Origin of the sequence: Streptomyces sp. NPDC024017, from assembly GCF_040638895.1 — a bacterium.
Lineage (GTDB): Bacteria > Actinomycetota > Actinomycetes > Streptomycetales > Streptomycetaceae > Streptomyces.
This window is the reverse complement of record NZ_JBEZYZ010000002.1, coordinates 178,898-193,451: the sequence shown is the minus strand read 5'-3', so window position 1 is coordinate 193,451 and position 14,554 is coordinate 178,898. Positions and strand designations below refer to the sequence as shown.

The following is a 14,554-nucleotide window of genomic DNA, read 5'->3' as shown; positions in this document are numbered from 1 at the left end:
GCTCCGTAGGGCTTGGGGCTCGGCATGCTGACGAGCCGTCGGGCAGAAACGGAGGGGAGCCTGCTACGGATAAGCCGATGGTAGAGCGGTGACGGTATGCGGTGACAGGGGGTTTACCGAAATTGACCCCTCACCGGTCCGGTCCTCCGAAGGGGAACGCCTGCCCGGTGAACGTTCACGTCTCCAGCGGCAGTTGCTGGACCAGCAGCTTTCCGGCCATGGTCACGCCGCCGTCCATCGCGATGGCGAGTCCGTCGGCGTAGACGTGCGGACCCTCGATCACGGGGTCGCCGTTGTCCTCGTCCTCCTCGGCGCCGACCTCGCCCAGCAGATACGGAATCGGGCTGTGCCCGTGAACGATGCGGGTGCCCCCGTACGTATCGAGCAGGGAGCGCACGGCGTCCGCGCCGCCCTCGTCGCGGAAGGAGAACCGCTTGGTGAACTTGCGGAACAGGTCCCAGACCTCGTCCGCGTCGTTGCGGGTGATCGTCTCGCGGACGGTGTCGTTGACCTCTTCGATGGAACGGCCGTAGTCGAGGTAGGCGGTGGTGTCGGAGTGGACGAGCAGGTGGCCGTCGACCTCTTCGATGGCGTCCAGGCGGGACATCCACTGCAGGTGGTGGTCCTGGAGGCGGTCCATGTCGGTCTTCTGGCCGCCGTTGAGCAGCCAGGCCGCCTGGAAGGTGGCGGTGCCCGCGCCGGAGTTGACGGGGGTGTCGCCGAACCGCTTCGCGCCCAGCAGCAGGAGCTCGTGGTTGCCCATGAGCGCCTTGCAGTAGCCGCCGGCCGCGGCGGCCTCCGCGGACAGCCGCATCACCAGGTCGATGACGCCGATGCCGTCCGGACCGCGGTCGGTGAAGTCGCCGAGGAACCACAGCCGGGCGGTGCCCGCGCACCAGTTGCCGGCGGCGTCGAGCAGGCCCTTCTCCTGGAGGGCCGACACCAGCTGGTCGAGGTAGCCGTGCACGTCACCCACGACGTACAGCGGGCCCTGCCCGGTGGTGCCCTGCGGGGCGGCGACGGTCTCGGGGTCCACGGTCACCTGGACAGTGTCGCCCCGGTTCACGACGGGAAGGTCGCGCTGGGTCGGCGTGTATCCCTCGGGGTAGGTCTCCTCGGGCGGCGGGGCGACCTCGCCGGGGTGAACGCTGTGGACGTACGGACCGGCCTCGTGGACGTACGCGGGCACCCGGAAGTCGCGCAACGTCGCCGTCCGCTCCACCTCGGGTCCCTGACCGGCCCCCTGAGTCATCGACCCCTCCACCATCGCGCCGCATTGCACCGCATCGGACTGCCTGGTCGTAGCGGCCCGCGGGTGTCGTGGGCCCATCATAGGAATGCGGATCGCGCCATGTGATGACCCAGGGGTGGTGAATCAGAGCAAGAGTCCAGTTCACCGCGGCTTTCGCCCCGATTGAGCCGGGCTTTGACCACCGTGTGACCGTCCTCGCTCTTCTTCTCTTCGCGAGAACGATCCCTTCTCTCCGGGGGACCGGCCCTGTTTCTCCCCAGGAGGACGGAGTTCCTCTTACCCGGGTGCGGGACCTACGTCTCCTCGGGCGATCGCGGAGGGCTGACCGTCGTGCGCGGCGGGCGTCGCTGGGACGAGGTGCGCACGATCAGCTCCGTCGGTATCACCTGCTCCACCGGGCGATCGGATTCCACTCCCTCGATGGCGTCGATGAGGAGTTGCACCACCGCCGTGCCGATGCGGCGCGGCTTCAGGGAGAGCGTGGTGACGGGCGGCTCGGTGTTGGCGTACACCGTGGACTCGCTGCAGCAGACCAGCAGCAGGTCGTCGGGGACGCGCAGGCCGTAGCGGCGGGCGGCGGCGAGCAGGTCGGTGCCGTTCGGGTCGAACAGTCCGTAGACCGCGTCGGGCCGGTCGGGCCGGGCGAGGAGCCGGTCGGCGGCGACGGCGCCCGCGCACGGATCGTGCGCCGGGTAGGCCTCGTACACCGGATCCTGGCCGACACGCTCGCACCAGCGCAGGTACGCGGTGGTCGACAGGTGGGTGTACGTGTCCGTGCTCGTGCCGGTCAGCAGGCCGATGCGGCGGGCGCCGGCGTCGGCCAGGTGGTCGAGGATGCCGAGGACGGCGGCCTCGTGGTCGTTGTCGACCCAGGCCGTGACCGGCAGCGCACCGGCCGGGCGGCCGTCGGAGACGACCGGCAGCCCTTGCCGGACGAGCTCGCTGACCACCGGGTCCTGGTCGGAGGGGTCGATGACGACCGTGCCGTCCAGGGCGACGTTCGACCACACGTCGTGGCGGGAGGTCGCGGGCAGGATGACGAGGGCGTAGCCGCGGGCGAGCGCGGCGGAGGTGGCGGCCCGCGCCATCTCGGCGAAGTACGCGAACTCCGTGAAGGTGAAAGGTTCATCCCCGTACGTGGTCACGGTCAGGCCGATGAGCCCCGACTTGCCGGTACGGAGGGTCCGGGCTGCGGCCGAGGGCCGGTAGCCCAGCCGGTCGGCGACTTCCCGGACATGGCGCCGGGTGGCGTCCGGGAGCCGACCCTTGCCGTTGAGGGCGTCGGAGACGGTCGTGATGGAGACTCCGGCGGCGGCGGCCACGTCTCTGATACCGGCCCGACCCGGCCGACTGCCTCGCCGTGAGGTTTCCGCGCGGCTCACCTGGTGCTTCCCTGCTGCTGTCATGGCGAGCCGATAGTAGGGCTCATGAGGTGGGGTAGTGCGGACGCATATGCACGCGTTGACAGGCACGTTTCTGCATGATCATTCAACCCCAATTGCTTTGGAAACCATGGGTGTTGAGCGCTCTCATGGCAGTACGTGTCTTGTCGGCGCGCACGGGCCTGCCTAGTGGCCGATGTTGCGAAGAGGTCTCAACTCACCTGCACGGGGGATGCGCGCCACGGCGTGCACCACCGGCGCGTAGATATATGTGCGGCGCGCCCCCAGATTCGTACGCCTTGGTGTGGTGATGCCCCTGATGCCGGTGGGGTGGAGGCGGCCGCTCGGTCGTGGCTATACGCAGCGGCGCCGAATCCTCATAAGGTGAGGAGTAATGGATGTCGGCGGCGGTCATGGGCCGCCGGTCTTCACGAGGAGGACTGCGGTGAGCGAGACGAGCCCGAAGCTGCGCGCCGAGCTGGAGGGGATCCCGACCTACAAGCCGGGCAAGCCCGCCGCGGCAGGTGGTCCGGTGGCCTACAAGCTGTCCTCCAACGAGAACCCGTATCCGCCGCTGCCGAGCGTGATGGAGACCGTGACGGCGGCGGCCGGCAACTTCAACCGCTACCCGGACATGGCCTGTACGGCGCTGATGAACGAGTTGTCCGAGCGGTTCGGCGTGCCCCTCTCCCACCTGGCCACCGGCACCGGTTCGGTCGGTGTCGCCCAGCAGCTGATCCAGGCCACCTCCGGCCCCGGCGACGAGGTGATCTACGCCTGGCGCTCCTTCGAGGCGTACCCGATCATCACGCAGATCAGCGGCGCCCGGTCGGTCCAGGTGCCGCTGACGCCCGGGGATGTGCACGACCTCGACGCGATGGCCGACGCGATCACCGACCGGACGCGGCTGATCTTCGTCTGCAACCCCAACAACCCGACCGGCACGGTGGTGCGGCGGGCGGAGCTGGAGCGCTTCCTCGACCGGGTCCCGAGCGATGTGCTGGTGGTCCTCGACGAGGCCTACCGCGAGTTCATCCGCGACCCCGAGGTGCCGGACGGCGTCGAGATCTACCGTGACCGGCCCAATGTCTGTGTCCTGCGGACCTTCTCCAAGGCGTACGGACTCGCCGGCCTGCGCGTCGGTTTCGCCATCGCCCACGAGCCGGTGGCCGCGGCGCTGCGCAAGACGGCGGTGCCGTTCGGCGTGAGCCAGCTCGCGCAGGAGGCGGCGATCGCCTCACTGCGGGCCGAGGACGAACTGCTCGGCCGGGTCGGCTCGCTGGTGTGTGAGCGCTCGCGCGTGGTCGACGGGCTGCGCTCGCAGGGCTGGACGGTGCCGGAGACCCAGGCCAACTTCGTGTGGCTGCGGCTGGGGGAGCGCACGGTCGCGTTCGCGCAGGCGTGTGAGCAGGCGGGTGTGGTGATCCGGCCGTTCCCGGGCGAGGGTGTGCGGGTGACGGTCGGGGAGGCCGAGGCGAACGACATCTTCCTGAAGGTGTCGGAAGGGTTCCGCAAGGAGCTGTAACGCTCCGCGAGCCAGGTCAGGCGTCCAGGAGTTCCACGCGCACGGGGTCGCCGTCCCGCACGGTCGCGAGCAGTTCGGGGTCGCCGTCGAGGCGGCCCAGGACATTGCACGGGCTTGCGAGGCGGCACTCGTCGCCCTGTGAGATCGGCGTGGGCCCGTAGGGGAGGGCGAGAGCGTCGCCGTCGGTCCAGAAGGCGACGGTGCCCGGCTCGACGACTTCCCGGGCGCCTGTTTCACGTGAAACCGACACTCCTGTGTCGAAGTACACCTCCGCGCCCCAGGTGCGGGCTGTGGACACAAGGGGCAGTGCCGCGGCGAGGGCCTGACTGGTCGGGGTGTCGTCGAGCGACGCGGTGAGATGGCCCGTGGGCCAGGAGATCCGTATCTGGACCGATGTCGGTGTCTGCATGCCGTCGATTCAACAATATGTTGAAGTTCCGGCCAAGAGGTCGACTGTGACGGGGATGACGGGGGACCCCCTCCAGCAGTCGAAAGTCCGTGCTGCATAATGGCTTGTGAATGTGAACGCTTTCACAAGCGTATGTAAGGAGCGGCGACGTGGACCTGGCTTTGGCGCCGGAGACCCTGGCGCGATGGCAGTTCGGCATCACCACCGTCTACCACTTTCTGTTCGTCCCCCTGACGATCTCGCTGGCCGCGCTCACGGCCGGTCTGCAGACGGCCTGGGTGCGGACGGAGAAGGAGAAGTACCTCCGGGCGACGAAGTTCTGGGGCAAGCTCTTCCTGATCAACATCGCGATGGGTGTGGTCACCGGCATCGTGCAGGAGTTCCAGTTCGGCATGAACTGGTCGGACTACTCGCGCTTCGTCGGTGACGTCTTCGGGGCGCCGCTGGCCTTCGAGGCCCTGATCGCCTTCTTCTTCGAGTCGACCTTCATCGGTCTGTGGATCTTCGGCTGGGACAAGCTGCCGAAGAAGATCCACCTGGCCTGCATATGGATGGTCTCGATCGGGACGATCCTGTCGGCCTACTTCATCCTCGCGGCGAACTCCTGGATGCAGCACCCGGTCGGTTACCGGATCAACGAGGCGAAGGGCCGGGCCGAGCTCACCGACTTCTGGCTGGTGCTCACCCAGAACACCGCGCTCGCCCAGGTCTTCCACACGCTGACCGCGGCCTTCCTGACCGGCGGCGCCTTCATGGTCGGCATCGCAGCCTTCCACCTGGCCCGCAAGAAGCACGTCCCGGTGATGAAGACCTCGCTGCGGCTGGGCCTCGTCACCGTGGTCATCGGCGGTCTCCTCACCGCGATCAGCGGCGACGTGCTCGGCAAGATCATGTACCAGCAGCAGCCCATGAAGATGGCCGCCGCCGAGGCGCTGTGGGACGGCGAGAAGCCGGCTCCCTTCTCGGTCTTCGCCGTCGGCGACGTCGACAAGGGACACAACAAGGTCGCCATCGAGATACCCGGCCTGCTGTCGTTCCTGGCGAAGGACGACTTCACCTCGTACGTGCCCGGCATCAACGACATCAACAAGGCCGAGCAGGAGAAGTACGGCCCCGGCGACTACCGGCCCAACATCCCCGTCGCCTACTGGGGCTTCCGGTGGATGATCGGCTTCGGCATGACGTCGTTCGCCATCGGTCTGGCCGGTCTGTGGCTGACCCGCAAGAAGTTCATGCTGCCGCAGCACCTGAGGACGGGCGACGACGAGGTGCCGCATCTCGTGCTGCTGCCGAAGAAGGCGCTCGGACCCACCCTCACCAAGTGGTACTGGCGCATCGCGATCCTCACCCTGGGCTTCCCACTGATCGCCAGCTCCTGGGGCTGGATCTTCACCGAGATGGGCCGCCAGCCCTGGGTCGTCTACGGCCTGTTCCAGACGCGTGACGCGGTCTCCCCCGGTGTCTCCCAGGCCGAGGTCATCACCTCGATGGTCGTCTTCACCACGCTGTACGCGATCCTCGCCGTCGTCGAGGTCAAGCTGCTGGTCAAGTACGTCAAGGCGGGCCCGCCGGAGCTCACCGAGGCCGACCTCAATCCGCCCACGAAGATCGGCGGCGACTCCCGTGACGCCGACAAGCCGATGGCCTTCTCGTACTAGGCCGAGGGAGCTGCACAGTCATGGAACTGCACGACGTCTGGTTCGTCCTGATCGCCGTCCTGTGGACCGGCTACTTCTTCCTGGAGGGCTTCGACTTCGGGGTCGGCGTGCTCACGAAGCTACTCGCCCGCGACCGGCCCGAGAAGCGGGTGCTGATCAACACCATCGGCCCCGTCTGGGACGGCAACGAGGTGTGGCTGCTCTCGGCGGGCGGCGCGACCTTCGCCGCCTTCCCCGAGTGGTACGCCACGCTCTTCTCCGGCTTCTACCTGCCCCTGCTCCTCATCCTGGTCTGCCTGATCGTCCGGGGGGTGGCCTTCGAGTACCGCGTGAAGCGGCCCGAGGAGAACTGGCAACGCAACTGGGAGACGGCGATCTTCTGGGCCTCGCTCCTGCCCGCGTTCCTGTGGGGCGTGGCCTTCGCCAACATCGTGCGGGGCGTGAAGATCGACCGGGACTTCAACTACGCCGGCGGGGTCCTGGACCTGCTCAACCCGTACGCGCTGCTGGGCGGTCTGGTCACGCTGGCACTGTTCACCTTCCACGGGACGGTGTTCGTCGGGCTCAAGACCGTGGGGGAGATCCGGGAGCGGGCGCGGAAGCTGGCGCTGCGCGTCGGACTGGTGACCGCCCTGCTGGCGCTCGCCTTCCTGCTGTGGACGCAGGCCGACCGGGGCGACGGCTCGTCGTTCGTGGCGATGGCCGTGGCCGTGGTGTCGCTCCTCGTGGCCCTGGCCGCGGCACGGGCCGGGCGTGAGGGCTGGGCGTTCGCTCTGTCGGGGCTCACCATCGTGGCCACAGTGGCGATGCTCTTCCTGACGCTCTTCCCGAACGTCATGCCGTCGACGCTGAACCCGGACTGGAGCCTGACGGTCACCAACGCCTCGTCCAGCCCGTACACACTGAAGATCATGACCTGGTGTGCCGGGATCGCCACCCCGGTCGTCCTGCTCTACCAGGGCTGGACGTACTGGGTGTTCCGCAAGCGGATCGGTACGCAGCACATCGCCGAGACCGTGCACTGAGGTGTGTTTCACGTGAAACCAATCGATCCGCGTCTGCTCCGGTACGCCCGCTCCACCCGGCTCTTCCTGGTGGCGGTCGTGGCCCTGGGTGCCGTAGGGGCGGGCCTGGTCATCGCGCAGGCGATGCTCATCGCCGAGGTGGTGGTCGGCGTGTTCCAGCACCGCATGACGGTGTCCGAACTCGGCACTCCCCTCCTGCTGTTGGCCGCCGTCGCGGTCGGCCGGGCGTTGGTCGGCTGGCTCACCGAGCTCGCCGCGCACCGGGCGAGCGCGGCGGTGAAGTCCGAGCTGCGGGGACGGCTGCTGGAGCGTTCCGCTGAGTTGGGGCCGGGCTGGCTGAGCGGGCAGCGGACCGGTTCGCTGGTCGCCCTGGCCACCCGGGGCGTCGACGCCCTCGACGACTACTTCTCGCGGTATCTGCCGCAGTTGGGTCTCGCGGTGGTCGTGCCCGTGGCGGTACTGGCGCGGATCGTCACCGAGGACTGGGTCTCCGCGGCCATCATCGTCTGCACCCTCCCGCTCATCCCGGTCTTCATGGTGCTGATCGGCTGGGCGACCCAGTCCCGGATGGACCGTCAGTGGAGGCTGCTGTCGCGGCTGTCCGGGCACTTCCTGGACGTCGTCGCGGGCCTGCCGACGCTGAAGGTCTTCGGGCGGGCCAAGGCGCAGACCGAGTCGATCCGGCGGATCACCGGCGAGTACCGGCGGGCGACCATGAGGACGCTGCGGATCGCCTTCATCTCTTCCTTTGCCCTGGAACTGCTCGCGACGATCTCGGTGGCGCTGGTCGCCGTGACGATCGGCATGCGGCTGGTGCACGGCGAGATGGACCTGTACATCGGCTTGGTCATCCTGATCCTCGCGCCCGAGGCGTATCTGCCGTTGCGGCAGGTCGGGGCGCAGTACCACGCGGCGGCGGAGGGGCTCGCGGCGGCAGAGGAGATCTTCGAGGCCTTGGAGACACCCGTCCCGGCGTCCGGCTCCCAGGCCGTGCCGGAGGGCGCGTTGTCGTTCGAGGGCGTGACCGTCCGGTACCCGGGGCGGTCGGCGGACGCCGTGGCGAACGTGTCCTTCGGCGTCGAGCCCGGGGAGACGGTCGCGCTGGTGGGACCGAGCGGCGCCGGCAAGTCGACGCTGCTGAGCGTCCTGCTGGGGTTCGTGCGACCGGCCGAGGGGCGGGTGCGGGTCGGAGGTGTCGACCTCGTCGACGCCGACCTGGAGCAGTGGCGCTCCCGGATCGCATGGGTGCCGCAGCGGCCGCATCTCTACGCCGGGACGATCGCCGAGAACGTACGGCTGGCGCGGCCCGGTGCCGACGACGACTCCGTACGGCGGGCGCTGCGGGACGCCGGGGCGCTGGACTTCGTCGACGCACTGCCCGGGGGCGTGGACACCGTGCTCGGCGAGGACGGTGCGGGGCTGTCCGCCGGGCAACGGCAGCGGCTGGCGCTGGCCCGGGCGTTCCTCGCGGACCGGCCCCTGCTGCTGCTCGACGAGCCGACGGCGGCGCTGGACGGGGCCACCGAGGCCGAGGTCGTGGCGGCGGTGCGGCGCCTGGCGGCCGGCCGGACGGTGCTGCTGGTGGTGCACCGGCCGGCTCTGCTGGAGGTCGCTGACCGGGTCGTGCGGCTGGCGGAGCCCGAGACCACCGCTGCCTTGCCCGTGGCGTCCGCCGTGGCCAGGGGGGCGGAGACCCGGCCCGTCGAGGTCGAGCTGCCCAACCCGGCCGAGTCCGCCGAAAAACCGGTTTCAGGCGGTGTCCTCGCACGCGTCCGCGCCATGTCCGGTGCCCGCCGCGGGCGCCTGGGACTCGCGCTGCTGCTCGGGAGTCTCGCGCTGGGGAGCGCCGTGGGGCTCATGGCCACCTCGGGGTGGCTGATCTCGCGGGCCTCGCAGCAGCCGCCCGTGCTGTATCTGATGATGGCCGTCACCGCGACGCGGGCGTTCGGGATCGGACGGGCCGTGTTCCGGTACGCCGAGCGGCTCGTGTCGCACGACGCCGTGCTGCGGATGCTGGCGGACACCCGGGTCGCGGTGTTCCGCAGGCTGGAGCGGCTGGCGCCGGCCGGGCTGCGCCGGGTCCGCCGGGGTGATCTGCTCTCCCGGCTGGTCGCGGATGTGGACGCGCTGCAGGACTACTGGCTGCGGTGGCTGCTGCCCGCCGGGGCGGCCGTCGTCGTGTCGGCCGCGTCGGTCGGCTTTACGGCATGGCTGCTGCCCGAGGCCGGGGCGGTGCTCGCGGCCGGGCTCCTGGCGGCGGGGGTCGGCGTGCCGCTGATCACCGGCGCGGTGGCCCGGCGGGCCGAGCACAGGCTGGCGCCCGCCCGCGGGGTGCTCGCGACGCGGGTGGCCGACCTGCTCACCGGCACCGCGGAGCTGACCGTCGCCGGTGCCCTGCCCACCCGGACCGCCCAGGCCCGCGAGGCCGATGGGGCGCTCACCCGGATCGCTTCGCGTGCCGCCGCCGCCACGGCCCTCGGTGACGGTCTCACCGCGCTGATCTCCGGACTGGCCGTCACGGCCGCCGCCCTGGCCGGCGCGCAGGCGGTCGTCGCCGGGCGGCTCGACGGCGTGACCATGGCCGTCGTGGTCCTCACCCCGCTCGCCGCCTTCGAGGCCGTGCTCGGGCTGCCGCTCGCCGTGCAGTACCGGCAGCGCGTGCGCCGGAGCGCGGAGCGGGTGTACGAGGTGCTGGACGCCCCGGAACCCGTGGGGGAGCCCGAGCGGCCCCGGCAGGCGCCCGCGTCGCCGTTCCCGGTCGTCGTCGCAGGGCTGACGGCCCGGCACGCCGGGCAGGACCGGGACGCGCTCGCCGGGCTCGACCTGACCCTCGAGGAGGGCCGCCGGATCGCCGTGGTCGGACCCTCCGGCTCCGGCAAGACCACGCTGGCGCAGGTGCTGCTGCGGTTCCTCGACGTGGAGGCGGGCTCGTACACGCTGGCGGGCGTCGACGCGTACGCGCTCGACGGTGACGACGTACGGCGGCTCGTCGGGCTGTGCGCGCAGGACGCGCACCTCTTCGACAGCTCGCTGCGCGAGAACCTGCTGCTCGCCAGGAAGGACGCCACCGAGGACCACTTGCGCGCCGCACTCGGCCGCGCTCGGCTGCTGGACTGGGCCGACAGCCTGCCCGACGGACTCGACACGCTCGTCGGCGAACACGGGGCGCGGCTGTCGGGAGGCCAGCGGCAGCGACTGGCGCTGGCCCGGGCACTCCTCGCCGACTTCCCCGTCCTGGTGCTCGACGAACCGGCCGAGCACCTCGACCTGCCGACTGCCGACGCGCTCACCGACGATCTGCTGGCCGCCACCGCGGGCCGGACGACGCTGCTCATCACGCACCGGCTGGCGGGACTTGAAGCGGTCGACGAGGTGATCGTGCTGGACCAGGGACGGGTGGTGCAGCGCGGGCCGTACGCGGCGCTGATGGCGGTGGACGGGCCGCTGCGGGAGATGGCGGCGCGTGAGGCGGCATCGGAGTCGCTGGTGGGGGCGCGGTAGCCCCGGGAGGGACGCGCATTGGGCCGTTCGGCGCAGCCGGTCCCCCAGGCGTACGACGTGAACAGGGCCGGGGCGGCAGTGCTGGGCGACGATCGCTGACATGCGTTCATATCGCCGCCATCGGCTGCTCGTTCCGGTCCTGCTGTGTGCGCTGGCGGTGCTCGCGGCCCGGCCGACGGACGCGCACAAGGAACCCGGGAGCGGCACCGGGACCGGCGCGGACACGGGGCTCAGCGCCGAGGTGGCGCGGCTGTACGAGGAGGCCGCGGTGGCGACACAGCAGTACGAGGCCGGCCGCGAGGAGGCCGAGGAGCAGCGGGCCGAAGCCCAGCGGGCGGAGGCACTCCTGGACGCGCAGCGGCGGCACATCGCCGCCCTGCACGAGGACCTGGGCCGGATCGCCCGGGCCCAGTACCGCAGCAGTGGTGGTCTGCCGGTGGCCGCGCACATGATCCTCGCCGACAGTCCCGAGGGCCTGATGCGGGGTCAGCACGCCTTCTCGCAGGCGGATCTCGCCGTGAACAACGCGATCTCCAAGAACCGACGGGCCGAGGCACGGCTCGCGGCGGACGAGGCCAAGGCCGCGGCCCAGTGGCAGGCGCTGGAGAAGCGCAACACCCAACTCGCCGGTCTTAAGGCGGACATCGAGCAGAAGCTGGAGACGGCCCGCTCGCAGCTCCAAGGGCAGGCGGACGCCGCGGCCGCCGCCGGGGCGTGCCGCGGAGCCGTGCGGCTCGACCAGCCGGAGACGGGGTTCGCCGACGGCGAGTGGGTGGCGCCGGTCGAGACGTACGAGCTGTCGGCGTCCTACGGCAGCGGCGGTGCGCGGTGGTCGAACCGGCACACCGGGCAGGACTTCGCGGTGCCGATCGGCACACCGGTGCGGGCCGTGGGCGCGGGCCGGGTCGTGAAGGTGTCCTGCGGCGGTGCCTTCGGTATGGAGATCGTGCTCAAGCACGCGGGCGGCTACTACACGCAGTACGCCCATCTCGCTGCCCTGGCGGTCGACCAGGGGGAGCACGTCAGCCCGGGCCAGTGGATCGGCCAGTCGGGCACCACGGGCAACTCCACCGGGCCGCACCTGCACTTCGAGGCCCGGGTCACACCGGAGTCGGGCTCGGCGGTGGACCCGGTGGCGTGGCTGGCGGCGCGCGGGGTGTCCCTCTGAGACACCCCGGCCGGGCGGCTACGGCAGTTCCGTCAGCAACTGCTCGATCACGACCGCCACCCCGTCCTCGTTGTTCGCGACCGTCTGACCCGAGGCGGCGGCGATCACGTCCGGGTGCGCGTTGCCCATCGCGTAGGACCGGCCCGCCCAGGTGAGCATCTCCACGTCGTTCGGCATGTCGCCGAAGGCGACGACCTGCTCGTGCGAGATGCCGCGCTCGGCGCAGCACAGGGCGAGGGTGCTGGCCTTGGACACTCCCGGGCCGCTGATCTCGAGCAGTGCGCTGGGGCTGGAGCGGGTGACGTTGGCGCGGTCGCCGATGGCGAGGCGGGCCAGGGTCAGGAAGGCGTCGGGCTCGATCTCGGGGTGGTAAGCGAGGATCTTCAGCACCGGCTCCGCGGCGGCCGGGTGGTCCGGCCCCAGCAGCTCCTCGGCCGGGGCGAGGCTGTCCGGTATCTCCATGTGCAGCTTCGGGTACGCCGGCTCCTGGTAGAAGCCGTACGTCTGCTCCACCGCGTACACGGTGCCCGGCGCCGCGTCGCGCAGCAGCCGTACGGCGTCCAGGGCGTTCTCCCGAGCCAGCTCCCGCACCTTCACGAACCGGTGGGCACCGGGGCCGCCGTGCAGGTCGACCACGGCGGCGCCGTTGCCGCAGATCGCCAGGCCGTGGCCGTGCACGTGGTCGCTGACGACGTCCATCCAGCGGGCCGGGCGGCCCGTGACGAAGAAGACCTCGACCCCCGCCTCCTCGGCGGCGGCCAGCGCGGCGACCGTACGCGGTGACACCGACTTGTCGTCGCGCAGCAGGGTGCCGTCGAGGTCGGTGGCGATCAGCCGCGGCGGGAGGGTCTCGGCCGCGGTCTCGGGCTGTCGGGTCGCTGAGGTCACCCGGACATTGTCCCGCACATGCCTGCACGGGCGTGCGGGGCTCCGCACAGGTGAGTGGATACCGCCCTCACCAGCGGCCCCTCGCCAGGATCCGCGCCGCAGGAGCCCCTCACCAGAGGCTCCTCGGCACCTGCGTCCGTGCTCAGCGCAGCTGCGCCGGCGCCTCCATCGCGATCTGCTCGAAGACCTTCTCGTCGGCCGCGAACTGCGAGTCGGGGATCGGCCAGTGGATCACGATCTCCGTGAAGCCCAGCTCCACATGGCGTCCGGCGAAGTCCACGAACGCGTTCAGGGACTGGAGCGGGCCGCCGCGGTCCGGCGTGAATCCGGTGAGCAGGACCCGGTCGAGATCGGTCATGTCCCGGCCGACCTCGGCGCAGATGTCGTCGAGCCGCTCCGCCTGCCCGCGAATGGCCTGAATCGACTGTTCAGGCGTGCCGTTCTCGTACAGCTTGGGGTCGCCGGTGGTCACCCACGCCTGCCCGAACCGGGCGGCGAGCCGCATCCCGCGCGGCCCGGTCGCGGCCACCGCGAACGGCAGCCTGGGGCGCTGCACACAGCCGGGGATGTTCCGCGCCTCGTGGGCGGAGTAGAAGTCGCCCTCGTACGACACGGCGTCCTCGCTGAGCAGCCGGTCGAGCAGCGGGACGAACTCGGCGAAGCGGTCGGCGCGCTCGCGCGGGGTCCACGGTTCCTGGCCGAGCGCGGTGGCGTCGAAGCCGGAGCCGCCCGCTCCGATGCCCAGCGTGACCCGCCCGCCGGAGATGTCGTCGAGGGAGATCAGCTCCTTGGCGAGAGTCACGGGGTGCCGGAAGTTCGGCGAGGTCACCAGGGTGCCCAGCCGCAGCCGGTCGGTGATGCTCGCGGCGGCTGTGAGGGTCGGCACGGCGCCGAACCACGGGCCGTCCCGGAAGGTGCGCCAGGACAGGTGGTCGTAGGTGTACGCGGTGTGGAAGCCGAGCTGCTCGGCGCGCGTCCAGGCCGCGCGGCCGCCTTCGTGCCAGCGGCGGTACGGGAGGATCACGGTGCTCAGACGCAGACTCATGACATCGAGCCTAAGGGAGCGCCGACGGTCACCCGTGTTTCACGTGAAACACGTCACCGCGCGCCCGGGCGGGTCATGAGACACACTCCGCGGTCGGCCGGATGCGGCAGGTCAGTGCGGCTCGGCGAAGCGCAGATACCGGGCCGGTACGGCCTGGGTCAGCCACACCCCGTTCGCGCTCACCTGGAAGACATGGCCGTCGCGGTGCATGGCACCCGCGTCCACCGCCAGCACGACCGGCCGGCCCCGGCGGGCGCCGACACGGGTCGCCGTCTCCCGGTCGGGCGAGAGATGCACGGCGTGCCGGTTCATCGGGCGGAGTCCCTCGGCCCGGATCGCGTCCAGATGGCCGGCGATGGTGCCGTGGTAGAGGAAGGCGGGCGGAGCAGCCGGCGAAAGCCCGAGGTCGACCTCCACGCTGTGGCCCTGGCTGGCGCGGATCCGGGTGCCCTCGATGGCGAAACGCCGCTTGTCGTTGGTGGCGACGACACGGTCCAGTTCGTCGCGGGTGAACCGGAAGCCGTGTGTGGCGGCCGCGGTGATCAACGTGTCGATCTCCACCCAGCCGGCCTCGTCGAGCGTGAGCCCGATGCGTTCCGGCTGGTGGCGCAGATGCTTCGACAGGTACTTCGACACCTTCACGGTGCGTCTTTCATCCATCCCACCAGGGTGCGGGAGAGACGCGAATCACGCGATCGAGT

General features: G+C 70.7%; 11 protein-coding genes. 5 read left to right on the top strand and 6 right to left on the bottom strand.

Annotated elements, in window-relative coordinates:
• Positions 1 to 175: 175 nt before the first annotated feature.
• Together AB0G20_RS05645 and AB0G20_RS05640 are read right to left on the bottom strand one after the other, a co-directional pair.
• On the bottom strand, positions 176 to 1,267 hold the full coding sequence (locus tag AB0G20_RS05645) for a metallophosphoesterase (protein ID WP_361296275.1): 1,092 nt from the start codon (positions 1,265 to 1,267) through the stop codon (positions 176 to 178).
• A gap of 278 nt (positions 1,268 to 1,545) precedes the next feature.
• A complete protein-coding gene (locus tag AB0G20_RS05640; RefSeq protein WP_361296272.1) occupies positions 1,546 to 2,658 on the bottom strand; it encodes a LacI family DNA-binding transcriptional regulator in 1,113 nt (370 codons plus the stop codon).
• 421 nt (positions 2,659 to 3,079) lie between these two features.
• On the opposite strand from AB0G20_RS05640, the gene hisC reads away from it, so the two are divergent.
• Entirely contained in the window at positions 3,080 to 4,159 is a 1,080-nt protein-coding gene (hisC, locus tag AB0G20_RS05635; RefSeq protein ID WP_361296269.1) for a histidinol-phosphate transaminase, read from the top strand.
• Positions 4,160 to 4,175: 16 nt separating this feature from the next.
• Here hisC and AB0G20_RS05630 read toward each other — a convergent pair whose 3' ends face one another.
• On the bottom strand, positions 4,176 to 4,568 hold the full coding sequence (locus AB0G20_RS05630; RefSeq protein ID WP_361296266.1) for a cyclophilin-like fold protein: 393 nt from the start codon (positions 4,566 to 4,568) through the stop codon (positions 4,176 to 4,178).
• Between the two features lie 149 nt (positions 4,569 to 4,717).
• Here AB0G20_RS05630 and AB0G20_RS05625 point away from each other — a divergent pair, with 149 nt between their 5' ends.
• The 4 genes from AB0G20_RS05625 to AB0G20_RS05610 all read left to right on the top strand — a co-directional run bounded on the left by AB0G20_RS05625 (position 4,718) and on the right by AB0G20_RS05610 (position 11,920).
• Positions 4,718 to 6,226, top strand: a complete 1,509-nt coding sequence (locus tag AB0G20_RS05625) for a cytochrome ubiquinol oxidase subunit I (RefSeq protein WP_361296263.1) — start codon at positions 4,718 to 4,720, stop codon at positions 6,224 to 6,226.
• 20 nt (positions 6,227 to 6,246) lie between these two features.
• A complete protein-coding gene (gene cydB, locus AB0G20_RS05620; RefSeq protein WP_361296260.1) occupies positions 6,247 to 7,251 on the top strand; it encodes a cytochrome d ubiquinol oxidase subunit II in 1,005 nt (334 codons plus the stop codon).
• A 12-nt stretch (positions 7,252 to 7,263) separates the two neighbouring features.
• On the top strand, positions 7,264 to 10,752 hold the full coding sequence (cydD, locus tag AB0G20_RS05615; RefSeq protein ID WP_361296257.1) for a thiol reductant ABC exporter subunit CydD: 3,489 nt from the start codon (positions 7,264 to 7,266) through the stop codon (positions 10,750 to 10,752).
• A gap of 100 nt (positions 10,753 to 10,852) precedes the next feature.
• Positions 10,853 to 11,920, top strand: a complete 1,068-nt coding sequence (locus AB0G20_RS05610) for a M23 family metallopeptidase (protein WP_361296254.1) — start codon at positions 10,853 to 10,855, stop codon at positions 11,918 to 11,920.
• A gap of 18 nt (positions 11,921 to 11,938) precedes the next feature.
• Here the strand turns inward: AB0G20_RS05610 and AB0G20_RS05605 are convergent, their stop codons facing one another.
• From AB0G20_RS05605 to AB0G20_RS05595, 3 genes are all read right to left on the bottom strand, one after another.
• Positions 11,939 to 12,808 (bottom strand): Cof-type HAD-IIB family hydrolase, encoded by an 870-nt coding sequence (locus tag AB0G20_RS05605; protein ID WP_361296251.1) that lies wholly within the window; start codon positions 12,806 to 12,808, stop codon positions 11,939 to 11,941.
• A 142-nt stretch (positions 12,809 to 12,950) separates the two neighbouring features.
• Positions 12,951 to 13,853, bottom strand: a complete 903-nt coding sequence (locus tag AB0G20_RS05600) for an LLM class flavin-dependent oxidoreductase (protein WP_361296248.1) — start codon at positions 13,851 to 13,853, stop codon at positions 12,951 to 12,953.
• A 111-nt stretch (positions 13,854 to 13,964) separates the two neighbouring features.
• Positions 13,965 to 14,513 (bottom strand): RNA 2'-phosphotransferase, encoded by a 549-nt coding sequence (locus AB0G20_RS05595; protein ID WP_361296245.1) that lies wholly within the window; start codon positions 14,511 to 14,513, stop codon positions 13,965 to 13,967.
• Between the last annotated feature and the right edge of the window lie 41 nt (positions 14,514 to 14,554).

What these genes read in the sequence shown, in the direction of transcription:
- AB0G20_RS05610 (WP_361296254.1), top strand. Translation starts at nt 10,853, where the DNA reads ATGCGTTCATATCGCCGCCATCGGCTGCTCGTTCCGGTCCTGCTGTGT.
- AB0G20_RS05645 (WP_361296275.1), bottom strand. Translation starts at nt 1,267, where the DNA reads ATGGTGGAGGGGTCGATGACTCAGGGGGCCGGTCAGGGACCCGAGGTG.
- AB0G20_RS05595 (WP_361296245.1), bottom strand. Translation starts at nt 14,513, where the DNA reads ATGGATGAAAGACGCACCGTGAAGGTGTCGAAGTACCTGTCGAAGCAT.
- AB0G20_RS05630 (WP_361296266.1), bottom strand. Translation starts at nt 4,568, where the DNA reads ATGCAGACACCGACATCGGTCCAGATACGGATCTCCTGGCCCACGGGC.
- AB0G20_RS05600 (WP_361296248.1), bottom strand. Translation starts at nt 13,853, where the DNA reads ATGAGTCTGCGTCTGAGCACCGTGATCCTCCCGTACCGCCGCTGGCAC.
- cydB (WP_361296260.1), top strand. Translation starts at nt 6,247, where the DNA reads ATGGAACTGCACGACGTCTGGTTCGTCCTGATCGCCGTCCTGTGGACC.
- AB0G20_RS05640 (WP_361296272.1), bottom strand. Translation starts at nt 2,658, where the DNA reads ATGACAGCAGCAGGGAAGCACCAGGTGAGCCGCGCGGAAACCTCACGG.